The organism is Noviherbaspirillum sp. (genome assembly GCF_035254685.1).
In the GTDB taxonomy this organism is placed as follows: domain Bacteria; phylum Pseudomonadota; class Gammaproteobacteria; order Burkholderiales; family Burkholderiaceae_D; genus Noviherbaspirillum.
This window is the reverse complement of the sequence record NZ_DATFAI010000030.1, coordinates 1-12,264: the sequence shown is the minus strand read 5'-3', so window position 1 is coordinate 12,264 and position 12,264 is coordinate 1. Positions and strand designations below refer to the sequence as shown.

Genomic DNA, 12,264 nt, shown 5'->3' with positions numbered 1-12,264 from the left:
GATTCGCATGGCTTACGACTAGGGCAATGAACGCCTGCTCGGCCAGGTAAAGCCAGCATATCTCCATTAAAAAACAGCCACAAGAGGACGCGACGCAATCTGTCACATAGCATCAATACAGTTCAAGCCTGACTGTGTGAGTAAAATATAGCTGCCCTATAAATTTGGATGCATCCTCCCCGCCCTTTCCATTCGTTTGCGTTATCCATGTCACAAATTCAAAACATTCTCGTCGACGAGGCGTTTGTCGCGCTGGACCGGCAGCTTAGCGGCTTTAACTTCTTTGATGTCCTCAATCTGCGTAATGCTGAGATACGGCATACACGCTTTCTTGCACACTTACTTGATCCCCTGGCTTCCCATGGACTGGGTGATGTCTTCCTGCGCGCATTTCTGTTGCAGGCCGCTGCGCTTGGCAAGCTTTCGCTCGATGGTGTGAAGCAGCTTGAAGTACAGGATCTCGACCTGCAACTCGCCCGTGTGATTCCCGAGATACCATTCAAGAACTCAACTCCTTTGGACGAAGCGCCTTCCAGTGAAGCCAATGCAAACCCGAAAGGCGGGCAGCTCGACATTTTTATGCAGATTCCGCTGCGTACGCGCGGAGGTAGAGACCTTGTTATTGCGATCGAAAACAAAATCCAGGCACAGGCAGGGGTAGGGCAACTGCAGAACTATAAAAAGTGGCTGGATGCAAAGTTTAAGCGACATAAAATTCATTGTCTTTATCTGACCGTACAGGAACAGGATGCGAACACGGGATGGGTACACGTCACCTATAGCGAGCTGGTGTACCCGGCACTGGTCGCTACGCAACACGCGACGGCACATTCTGCTTCTCAGGACGTTGCCATCTTCCTCTGCCATTACGCACAGGTGCTGCGGGACATTGTGGAATCAGAAGCCGCTTATGCAACGACGGATGCACTTGCAGAAAGGCTGATGGAGAAATACCCGCGGGTGCAGGAAGACATAAAAAGGCTGATCGATGAATGGCCGCGGCTCGCCGACGGAGCGCCGTTGAAACCCAGCTGGGGACTGTATCGTCGCTATATGAAGACGTTTCAGTTTCTTGCCAGCTTCGACACCGACGAATCGACGCAGGTATTGCGGTGGTTCACACACCAGTGGGGATCCGGACTCAAGGAGCGAAATCTACAGATTTTGCGAGATGATTCCAATCGCGGATACTTGCGGTTCCTGCCCATCGCACCGGATAGCGCACTTGCCGCACTATCTAAACAGTGTGGGAAGAAGCGGCGCTCAGATGAGCGGTATCCGTGGACATCAGGGGAAAACGGCGTCCTGTTTGAAATCCGCTGTTCAGCTGACGGCGGCAGGTCCCGTGAAGGCAGCCGTCGCTCTCAGACTGATCGATCTGATTCAGTAGTTCAATACAAATGGTGTTTGCATGTGGTCGTTGGTCCCCTAGAAGGCATGAACCGGGCATCGCTGGTGGACAGGCTCAGGTGTTTATACAGAATTGCATGGCCACAGACTCAGGTGCGGAAAAACCAAAAGGATCGTCCGGTAATACAGGAGCGGGTACTGTCAGAGCAGTTCTATTCGGTGATGAAGTGGAATTTCGAGGCCGGCGACTACAAGGTACTCCAGAAAAAAATGGTGTCTCCGAAGTTTCTAGACTTTCTGCAACAGGCAGCCGTCCTGACGGAAGAAGCGCTCGCGGAGTGCCTGGCTGGCCAGGCATGAATTTGCCGCCTCAGGAGCATTGGCAATGTCGGGCAATGCACACACCGTCTCACGCAAGAACACGGATAGAGCAATGAAAACTCTGGATTTGTCCCACTGGAATCGAGTACCACGCTGGATCAGGTAATCACCGAATGGAAGCCATTGCTTGGGTAATGCAGCCTAAGTGCCGGCTATGGTCGAGACTTCGATGAATGACCGATTTCTCCTTTATATCGAATCCTTGGCTTCTTGGAGATGACGCAGGAGGAACCTCGCAAGGTCGCCTGTACGTACGCGATCCTCGATTCACTACTAGCGTATCGGAAGCGGCACCTCGCTGTTCCAACGAATCTCCAATCCCACGAAATGACGTTAAAGGTGCAAATTCGACCACGGCAAAACGACGCCTAACCCTTCACTCCAGCGAACGTGTTACGGCTTGCGGGCTTTGCAGGCCGCTGAGCTCAAACGTTAGACGACCGCTTTCGACGGCATCGTCAAAATTAGAGTCTGACTTTGATGATATGTGAGCGCAACGTTGACACACTTGCGCGTTAGCCACCAGCTTAACAACTGGAGGCTAACCTAAGGCTTGGTGTCACGACTACCCGCAGGATGGCCGAATGCGTCATCGAATGCGAGCTCCGCAAGCTTTCGGACTTCCTGCGAGCTTTCATTCATCCGGTGCACCAGTACAACCCAACTGTACCGATTGTGCGGCTCTAAATTGATGTCAATCCCACTCGGCCCACCCGCATCAAGCTTGATGCAATGTGCCCAGTGGGGCTCGTAGAACAACTTCCCTTTGTTTTTGGGATCGGCGTTGTACCGGGAGGCGCGTGCCTGGTATTCCGCGTTATATCGCGAGTTGAGCAGGTGGCTTTGGATCCGCTTCCTCACTGTCCCACATTCACCCCGGTAGATGGCGCGAAGCGCCCCGAAGCTAAGGCGGCAGGAATTGCCGTCAACCGGCCGGTCTGAAAGGATGATGTAGAAGCCCTGGCCAGAGTAGATTTTTGCCAGATCATCGTGGGTAGTAAGTTGGACGACATCGATCCTTGGATTTGCTGCGGAAAATCGGTGTGGGACCATGCCGCCGCCGTAAATATTTTCGAAGGCGACTGCAAACTGGTCGCGGATACGCCCTTGCACTACTGCCAGGGCGTTATCCAATTCTGATTTCATCGTTGAAACGTTGTACATGGGCTGACGATGATTAAAGTTTAAATTCGACCGTGGCAGCGGTCCTTATTTGCCCGCGTGACGTTTAATCTTGCAAGGAAGCAGGCGCAGACGCCGGTCAAACATGGACAGGTTAGCGCTGGAATTTCCCTCGCCGACAAGGGCATCCGAAAATTACGTGGCCGACCCAAAATGTGCTTTATAAAGGGCATCGACGGAGCCGATTGAACGGAAGCTAGAAACCGGAACGATACGCAAATTCGGGCGTTCCTTCTTTACACCATTTGCGTCGGCCCTGGTATGCTTTGACGTCTCGAAGCCAAACAGGTTAGGCAGCGGTTTGTCAGGATCGCCTCCGAAGAACATGAAATGGTCGATCCGCATGTCAATCGGGTTGAACTTCATCCAAATCACGCAGCCGGAGGGTTTATTCGCCAACTGGAGGTGGATCGCCTGCGACCGCGTCGTGGCGGATAGGGAAGAAGACTTTAGCTGGACGTGGCGAACCGTTCCCTTGGCTTCCAACACGACATCGTGGCCTGCCCGGTCGACTGCAGGCTGCGAAACTTCCAGCTCAGCCCCGTGGTTCAGCCATGCATGTTTCAACAACTCACCGATGAGTACGTGTTTGAGAAGGCGCTCCCGGTATACTGATTGCAGGAAGTCTTGGCTCATATTGTCATTGTTTTTCCCCCGCTGTCCTGCTTAGCACAGGCCGCAAGTAGCGAAGCTTATGCCGTTTTTATCCTAGCGTAAGCAAGAAATTGTGGGCACACGCGGGTTTTAGGAAAAATAGATTATCCACGCGATTCACGTGGTCGGGTAGCGACCAACCGATCAAGATTGCGCGGACATCCAACCATACGCGCTCCCCGCTGGGCCACAAACGTAGACAGGCCTCGCTCGTATCCGGCCACGCCAAGCTTTTCCGTGCATTCCTTGCTATTGCCAACATCGCTCCCCCTTATACATGATTGCTTCGTCGACGGACAAATCCAGGATCCGTCTCTCAGGGTGAACAATTGTCGGTGCGTGCGATCTTCTGTTTCGCATGTAAACGCCGGCTCTGCGAATGACAGGTGTGCACACTGGAAACCGGGTTACTTGTAGTGTAGTTTTCACCCAGAATTGACCCACTCTGTCCGAGCAGGGCTGTTGGACGGTCCGCTACTTGGACTACAACTTTGGCTGGACTTGCCTGCTGCCCTCTATTGCATGTATACCTTACTGGACTCAGGGTGCTAGGAGCGTAGGAGGGCACCTCACACCGAAATGCTTGAACCAGTCGACGGGATCAACCATGTCGCCGAAATAAATGTTGTGGCAATCAAACTTGCACTTATTACCATCGGCGCCGAAGCCATCAAGTCCTGCCACTTGGGGATATCCCTTGTTTAGCATCAGGGTTTGGTCGGCCATGCCTCCGATTTGCACTAGTACATGATCGAATTCTGCGTTGGGGTCATTGTTGTTTAACAGACTCGTGAAAATCGCATAATCGTATTGTTGGTGCGCCGCAACGTAATCAGGAATGGAGCCCTCAAAGGTTGGATTGAGGAGGTAGTTCCGTGCCTTGGTCTTTACATCCGCGGTTATCGTCCGGTCGCCAAAATAGATTTCGTAGTCGAAGACCGTGGTATTGACGTACTTGAACTCTATCCCAAGGCGACCCAAGAGCCGTTCGAACGCGATCTCCCCCAGCGCCCCTTTCTTCTGCCCTTCGGGTCCGAGATACGAGTGTTTGTTTAGGGGTTTGCTGTCGACTCGCGCCTCCGCTGCTGCATAGTCTTCGGCGTCAAATACGTGTCTGAAGTAAGGCAAGATTAGGAATTCCAATATGGGTTGCTAATGTACTTAGTGTACAGGAGAGGCCACTTGCACATCGGCGGCGCGCGTTCCATTCGCTACTGGGCATAACGCAATGGACCTCAAGCCCAATGCGGTGGTCGGAGTGCCAGCAGTCCAACTAGAGGGGAAGTGTTGCGCTCTCTTCCGTCGATCGCCGTTGCCTACGCCTACCTTCACTGCACGGCCGCCTGTGCGTGGTGCCGCCAGTGCCCTTACACGTGCGCACACTGCGTAAAAGCGCAGTGTGCGCACCGGGAAAACAGACGTGAAGGTCTTTTCGAGCAAGGAGTGCAAGTGTGCCTCTAAAGTAAATGTACCGGCGACATGGCTCCAGCAATGCCTTGTTCTGCAATAGCGTTGGACAATGGTGGACAGGCGGCTGGTTGACAAAAAAATGCTGATTCGGCTGGAAAACGCTGTATTACTTGCGGAACAGTTTCCATCCAACCCTGGACTTTAAGCGTCGGTTCTCTTACAATGCCACGTCACTACCGAAGTGGTTTTCCAGCAGTTGATTCCACATCGACAACGTTTGCCAAATTTACTGTATGAACGTACAGTTACTGTTTGCTGCCAAATACCCACGTGCTGAGCTGGACGAAGGCGGTTGAAGTTATTTCTTGGAGGAAAAATGGGGCACAAGCTCAACCATATCGAGCTATTTGCCGGCTGCGGCGGGCTTAACCTGGGGCTGGCCGCCGCCGGCTTCGAGCTTTTGTTCGCCAATGAGCTGTCCCCCATGGCGGCGACTACGTTCGCGTATAACTTCCTGGCCGAGGATTTGGAGGAGCTCGCAGGCACCAATGGTGCGCGCGCAAAATCGACGAAATGGCTTGCCAGCGCCTACCCTGACGGGCGATTAAAGGACCGCCTTCGGGAAAACCCACAAGCAAACAATGTGGCGGAACCGCACTGCGACCTTACCGGCAAATTGGAAGACCTGAAAGGGAAGTTGGTCGTCGGTAGCATTGTTGACTTCAATAGATGGCTGGAGAAGAACAAGCAAGTTGTCGACGCCTTGGAAGGTAAGGTCGATCTGATTTCTGGCGGCCCGCCGTGCCAAAGCTTTAGCATGGCAGGGATGCGTGAATATACGAACGCCCGGAACAAGCTGCCCGGTGAGTTTGCGGAGTTCGTCGCCAAGCTAAAGCCCAAGTTTGTCTTGCTGGAGAACGTAAGTGGCATCCTGCGACCCTTCGACGTTGACGGCCAAAAGGTATATGCATGGATCGAGGTCGCCAAGGCGTTCGCGGAAAAGCAGTACGTCCCCCTTTGCGTCCATACCAATGCACGGTTTGCTGGCGTCGCACAAAACCGACCCCGTTTCGTGATGATCGGAATCCGGTATGACGGTGTCTACGATTTGATCAAGCAACGACTGGAAGAAAAAGAGCCGGGCTTGTTTACTCAGTCCGAAATTTTCTACAACAAGGTTCAAGAAAACCTACCCATCGAAGACGACGACATCCGTTGTTTTGACCTTAACAAGGACAACGCCCTCTTCAAGGGCTTGCTGTCCCCGTTGCGGCACCACAAACAGTACAACGTGCAGGACGCGATCGACGACCTCCGTCAGGATGAGGAGGGGCAACCACCTTCGGAGTATGTCGACCTTCTCGAGAGCACCTTTGCAGGACATTTGAACCGCGCACATCCATTCGAGGAAGTGCAGAATCGCGAGTTGCGAAGCAATAGCGACAAGGTAAGACGTCGCTTCCGCCTGTATCAGGTACTGTTGGAAGAGCCGAGCGCGCAAAAGGCGGTGCAAGGCGTCCTGGGTGGAGAGTCGGATTCCCTTCCACCGGAAGTCGCCGACCAGCTACTAGACTATGAATATTTGCTGCCAGATGGGTCCCATGGGCGGTTTAAGGGGAACCTAAAGGAAAAGCGTAAGAAGCTAGACGCATTCCTCATCGACCACCGTACACGAAAGCACTCCCAAAAGGCATTAGACCCGAAGCAGCCAGCGCCGGCAGCATTGTCGATCCCAGACGATGCCTGCCACTACAACTGGGCTTATGATGACCTCCGTACCTTGAGCGTCCGGGAAATGGCCCGCATCCAGTCTTTCCCGGATGAGTTTGCTTTCCGCTCGAAGGTTACGACAGGCGGGCAAATGCGTAAGTTTGAAGTCCCGCAGTACACACAGGTCGGGAATGCGGTCCCCCCACTCCTTGGTAAGGCCCTCGGTGAGGTAATCCAGAAATTGGAGGACTATTACCAAGAGGCGACTAGGCCACAGCGTACACGGGTAACAAAGCGCCAAATTGCAATTGAAGACGCGTGACCTTATTGCAGGGCCACTATCGATTCCCGTTTCGACGGCGGCTTTGCTATACTTGCGCGCCTTGGCCTGGTAGCTCAGTCGGTAGAGCAGAGGATTGAAAATCCTTGTGTCGGTGGTTCGATTCCGCCCCGGGCCACCAAGAAAATCAAGGGCTTACAGCGATTTCGTTGTAAGCCCTTTTGTTTTGGCGAAAAAGGTAGTCCATAGGTAGGATTACTTAACCGCGCTCGCATGGCGGGCGCTTCTCTCAAAGAGAGTGCACACTGGTAATCCCCCGGCGCGTCGTGTGGGGTCGGCTCATGCCCGTTTGCGGCGGGGCGCTACCTTGCGGATCCTTGCCTCAAGTTTGTCGATACTTTCCCGCGCACGTGCTTGTGTCTGCATCGAGCACTCCCAGACACTGACGACCGTCCAGTCCATCGCGCGCAGGCGGTGGATATTGCGTGCGTCGCGGGTGCGGTTAGTCGCAATTTTTGATTTCCAGAAACTACTGTTCGATTTCGGGACATGGCCGATCGGGCAACGGTGCCCGTGCCAAAAACAGCCATTGATAAAGACCGCGAGGCGACGGCCCTTGAACACCATGTCGGGCTTGCCCGGCAGGGACGCGTCATGCACCGTATATCGAAGTCCGCGTGCATAGAGCGCACGGCGAACATCCATTTCGAGCTGGGTGTCCTTCGACTTGATGCGTGACATGCGTTTACTGCGTTCCTGTGGTGTAAGTGTGTCAGCCATGTTTTGGCAATCATAGGTGATGTATCTTTAATAGCCCTGAGCCGCGATGTCTGGTTCGTCTCCGCGTGGCGTTGCGGGAAGGTATCGGTGCCCCAGTGCCGAAATCGTCCCAGCATAGCCCCGCACAACATTTTGCCCTTTACGAGCGGCGATCCACCGGCTTTATATTGAGTTCCAAGTCGGAACACTGCCGGGTACCAATCATCCGTACGTTTTGGTCCCCCTCGGCAGCCATGTCCATTTGCCCCTTCTTTCCATTTGTACCAAGCAACACTGCATGGCACCGCTGACGTGCCAATAGTTGGGGGAACATGCATTAGTCATAGGTGTGGCGCACGAGGGCGAAGTATACGTTGACTGGTTCCTTGATCTTCCGGTTCAGGCGGTCGGCCTTCCCTCCCATTGTTCCATGCGCTCCGGGTTCTACTCAATGTCAAAATGAATCAGGTGCGCAGCATACGTGTGTAGGTCGATCCCTTCAGAACCGACATTGCTAGCACCAAAGATCCAGGGGTACATACTACAGTCGCAAGTTTGGTGAATGCCTGCTGAGGTTCCCAGTCCAAGTCGATGGTGGCAGGAGGACTGGCGATGGAAGAGGACGTTGCAAATCAGTATGTTGCCCTGAGCGAGGGCTGGCGGGAAGATCTGGAGTGCTTGTTTGCGTACCTCAGCCCCCGTTTCGGACGGGCCGACCGCCAACGGCATGCGTGGGAGTATTTATTGGGGTTGCTCAGCCCGGTGGAACGCAAGAACGGCTGGCAACTGGCCGAGGCAGTGGAGCATTCCACCCCGTACAGCCTGCAGCATCTGCTGGACCGGGCGCCGCGGGATGCCGATGCGGTGCGCGACGATATGCGGGAATATATTGCTGCAGAGCTGGGCGATCCGTGCGGCGTACTGGTGGTCGATGAAACGGGATTCCTCAAGAAGGGAACGCATTCCGCCGGCGTGCATCGCCAGTACAGTGGCACCGCGGGACGGATCGAGAATTGCGAGATCGGCGTATTTCTCGCTTATGCGGGAAAGCATGGTCGGGCCTTGATGGATCGCGCACTGTATTTGCCGCGGGAATGGACGGAAGATGCCCAGCGCCGCGAGGCGGCCAGAATTCCGGAACAGGTCGAATTCCACACCAAGCCACAACTGGCGCAACAGATGATTGAACGGACGGTGGCAGCGCAGGTGCCGTTTGCCTGACTTACCGGCGACGAAGTGTATGGGGACAACCGCAGCCTGCGCGTCTGGCTGGAACAGAATGACTTGCACTTTGTGCTGGCCGTGCGCAGCAACCAGTACGTGTGGACACAGCGGATGCGTCAGGCAACGGTGGAGCAATTGGGCCGTGCCGTGACCGCGCAGGCCTGGCAAAACCCTGTCGGCGGGAAACGGCGCGAAGGGGCCCCGCTGGTACGACTGAGTGCGTATCCCGCTGCTGTCATGGCAGATGCCCGGCGAACGCTGGCTGCTGCTGCGGCGCAGCCGCACCGACGGCAAGCTGGCCTACTATGTGTGCTATGCGCCGGCGGGAACGGACTTGCCCACGCTAGTGCAGGTGGCCGGCATGCGCTGGATGATCGAAGAGTGTTTCGAGGCAGCCAAGGGGGAAGTCGGGCTGGACCAGTATGAAGTGCGCAGCTGGCACGGCTGGTACCGGCATATCACGCTGGCGATGACGGCCCACGCCTTCCTGGCCGCCGCCTGCCGGCTTGCTGCGGACATCCATCCGCTCAAAAAAAAGAGGGGCCCGGGGTGCATGGAAAAGTGGAAACGGCAGCGCATGCCTGCATCGCCCTGACGGTACCGGAAATCCGGAAACTGCTGTGCCGGTTGGTCTGGCGCACACTGCCGGAGGTCGCCATGGTGATTCATTGGTCGCTGTGGAGACGGCGTCACCAAGCCGTCGCCCGCTTCTATCACTGGCTGCGGAGAATCACTCTGGTATGACTTACAACTGTAGTATACAACAGGCTTCGGAAGCCCTCGCCCATCTCGTCACGCTCTCTCCGGTCGACTACAACCAGTGTATGCGTCGATCACGCCATGCTGTGTCAATGCCACTAATGTCCGCAACAGGGTACGTCGCTCGCGGCCGTGCAAGGCAACGTAGCCGGCTTGCCCCGTGCCCGTCGCCGCTTCCGCGATCTCCCTTTCAATTACGGCAAGGGAATCCGACCTGCGCGTGACGTCCACCATCACATATTGTCGGAACCGACGCTTTCCGATCAATGGCATCAGCCAACATACAGCATCGCTGTCCCTCGCACCGATCAGCGAGTTAAGCATATCTTCGACCGTGCGATTGCGCTTCAATAACGGGATGCTGTTGCGGTATTTGGTGAGTTCGTCGTCGAGTGCTTGGAGTCCGTTGTCGGTACATGCATCCAGCTTTTTCCATTCAGGGATACGTCGCACGTGGGCAATCGCAGTCTGGAATGCTCCGCCCAACATTTGTTCCAACTCCGACCTGGCTTCTAACACAGATCTCGTGAAGGCAATAGTTTTCCGGCGAATACCCTCCTTCACCGTCATGTTGATGTCACGAGCGTCAGATAGTCCGCCAGCTGGGCATTTCAAGAAACACCGTTGTCCGTTATCTGGTAGCGCCCGCCGCGTCGCCGAAGCGCACCCGGAATGTTTCGGCACCGGCGGTGCTGTGTGAATTGCAGCCGCTAAACAGCTCCGGTCAGGTCTGCCAGCTGCAGCAGTTCACTACTTCTACAAGGTCATAGCAAAGTGGTATGTAAACGGCTAGCGTAGGCCCTAACCTGGCTCGATTAAGTGATGCTTCATAGGCGGCGGGAAGAGCAAATTGAAGTCTTCCTTATTAATTTTGAAGAGCGGCCCTTTTTCGGTGACTGTTTTCCCCTCAATCTTAATAAGGTGGTCCACGGTAATCACACCGATTTCACATAGCGTTTGAAAAGCTGCTACGTTCGGCGATCTTGTATGAGTTACTGTTTCATAACGAAATCGCTCCCGGCCCTCATGAAATTCCGATTTTGCCGAAATCCAAAACGTCTCACGGTGTTTATTTGCAAGCGCCGCTTTGAGAACTTCAAATTCCCACACCGCTACATCCGTTGTTGTCTGGGGATCCAAATGGCGTTTTTCTTTCAAAAGCCCGCGTGCTTCATCGACTTCTAAAAATAATTGTTGGCTATTTGGCTGCTTCGTGCTGAGCGTGCAATATAACCTTCTCTGACCATTTCGGTCATACCCATGCTTTTCAGCGATGTCCCGACTGCTCTTACAAACGCTGAGCGCCCAGTTTGGCACCTGTGCAAAAAGCGTCTTCCGCGTATGTCGAATGCGGCCGCTTTTTAGCTCAATACCCTTGTAATCGGGCGCTTTGCGCGAATTCGCCGGAATACATAGCTCTGTTTCAAGCAGATGACCAACCGCCGTGTCACCCTTTTTGTGGGAATAAATAAATCCTTTTGCTGCCACAGCGCGCAACTTGGTAAGCAGTTCCTCCGCTACTTGGGAAGTTTGCTTATACGCTGCATAAATGACTTTACTTAAGGGGGAACCGAATTGAAGCGCGCTGTTAAGAATTTCTTTGCGCGATACATTTACTAGGTAAAGTGCAGTGCCATCTGTAATTACGGCCAGTAGGTTAAAGGGAGCAGCATACTCTTTTAGTTTGCTAAACCAAATTCGAGGATCACCCTTCTTTGTCTTGGGACGATATAGGGAAGCTGTCGTTTTAACAATTTCGTTATGCTTTACGAAGTAAGCTTTGATCTTAACTTTGTTCACGTCTCCTTGCGCTTGCGTCTCGTAATCGTGTACTCCCCGTTCCCTTAGGTATGCACGGACACTTGCCGTCGCATCCATTATGCTTTTATTAAGGCCATTTTTAGTCGGCACGATAAACGCGACCTCGACATTTTTCTCAGTAAAAAAACGCAAGGCTTCCTTGATATCCGTATCTGCGCTAATTAGCATATTGTTGTAGTTAAATGTTTTGACAACAATATACAACCAACAAGAAAACTTTCGCAATGGAAAGTTTATTGCTATTTTCAAACGAAATTTAATTCAACTCATGCCATTGCTCTGGAGCTAACCAGTACGACTTTCAAGGCACTAATCCCTCAGCCTTGTCTAAATCTATGAGAAATGAGCATGTTCGGTATTACAGACCTTTGATTCCCTCTAAAGTAACCGCCACCGTCCTGCCGCAACCACAACGCATCTTGATAATGGTAATTGCTGGACTCACTGATACGACAAGCCGGCTCGACAAAGGTAGTCGCATGCCGATACATTGTGTCGACGGTTACAGTAGTGAAGACAGCCCAATTTTTTCTGTCAGGGACGAAGACGGAAGGCACCTGTAGATTGCAGAACTTCATATTCGCACGTACTCCCTAGAGCGGTTTTCACATCAGTGAATGGAATAGCCGCAATGGGCAAACCATCCTCTGGCATCGCTATTACTGATTTTCCCAATGATCTTTGTTAATGCCAAGTCAAGTGCTTCCTTGGTCCGGGCCTTCATGCCGCGTAGC

At 53.6% G+C, this 12,264-nt stretch carries 8 protein-coding genes, 1 tRNA gene and 1 pseudogene; 4 read left to right on the top strand and 6 right to left on the bottom strand.

All coding sequences use genetic code 11. The features are described 5' to 3' along the window. The first annotated feature begins 207 nt into the window (after positions 1 to 207). Positions 208 to 1,710 carry a PD-(D/E)XK nuclease family protein gene (locus VJ698_RS14110; RefSeq protein ID WP_324103411.1) on the top strand — a complete coding sequence of 501 codons (1,503 nt, stop codon included), beginning with the start codon at positions 208 to 210 and terminating at the stop codon, positions 1,708 to 1,710. 567 nt (positions 1,711 to 2,277) lie between these two features. On the opposite strand, the gene VJ698_RS14105 is transcribed toward VJ698_RS14110, so the two are convergent. The 3 genes from VJ698_RS14105 to VJ698_RS14095 form a co-directional block, all read right to left on the bottom strand. Next, complete coding sequence (locus VJ698_RS14105) at positions 2,278 to 2,895, bottom strand: hypothetical protein (protein WP_324103410.1); 618 nt, start codon at positions 2,893 to 2,895, stop codon at positions 2,278 to 2,280. Positions 2,896 to 3,048: 153 nt separating this feature from the next. Next, entirely contained in the window at positions 3,049 to 3,549 is a 501-nt protein-coding gene (locus VJ698_RS14100; protein ID WP_324103409.1) for a hypothetical protein, read from the bottom strand. Positions 3,550 to 4,107: 558 nt separating this feature from the next. Next, positions 4,108 to 4,710, bottom strand: coding sequence for a hypothetical protein (locus tag VJ698_RS14095; RefSeq protein ID WP_324103408.1), 603 nt, complete (start codon positions 4,708 to 4,710; stop codon positions 4,108 to 4,110). A 643-nt stretch (positions 4,711 to 5,353) separates the two neighbouring features. On the opposite strand from VJ698_RS14095, the gene VJ698_RS14090 reads away from it, so the two are divergent. Together VJ698_RS14090 and VJ698_RS14085 are read left to right on the top strand one after the other, a co-directional pair. Beyond that, positions 5,354 to 7,009 (top strand): DNA cytosine methyltransferase, encoded by a 1,656-nt coding sequence (locus VJ698_RS14090; RefSeq protein ID WP_324103407.1) that lies wholly within the window; start codon positions 5,354 to 5,356, stop codon positions 7,007 to 7,009. Between the two features lie 63 nt (positions 7,010 to 7,072). Next, positions 7,073 to 7,148, top strand: a tRNA-Phe gene (locus tag VJ698_RS14085). 158 nt (positions 7,149 to 7,306) lie between these two features. Here the strand turns inward: VJ698_RS14085 and VJ698_RS14080 are convergent. Further along, positions 7,307 to 7,747 (bottom strand): very short patch repair endonuclease, encoded by a 441-nt coding sequence (locus tag VJ698_RS14080; RefSeq protein WP_324103406.1) that lies wholly within the window; start codon positions 7,745 to 7,747, stop codon positions 7,307 to 7,309. 591 nt (positions 7,748 to 8,338) lie between these two features. Between VJ698_RS14080 and VJ698_RS14075 the strand changes: the two are divergent. Further along, positions 8,339 to 9,545, top strand: a pseudogene (locus tag VJ698_RS14075) (IS701 family transposase). 197 nt (positions 9,546 to 9,742) lie between these two features. Here VJ698_RS14075 and VJ698_RS14070 read toward each other — a convergent pair. Together VJ698_RS14070 and VJ698_RS14065 are read right to left on the bottom strand one after the other, a co-directional pair. Further along, positions 9,743 to 10,279, bottom strand: a complete 537-nt coding sequence (locus tag VJ698_RS14070) for a hypothetical protein (protein WP_324103405.1) — start codon at positions 10,277 to 10,279, stop codon at positions 9,743 to 9,745. A gap of 231 nt (positions 10,280 to 10,510) precedes the next feature. Further along, positions 10,511 to 11,779, bottom strand: coding sequence for an MvaI/BcnI family restriction endonuclease (locus VJ698_RS14065; protein WP_324103404.1), 1,269 nt, complete (start codon positions 11,777 to 11,779; stop codon positions 10,511 to 10,513). Positions 11,780 to 12,264 lie beyond the last annotated feature (485 nt).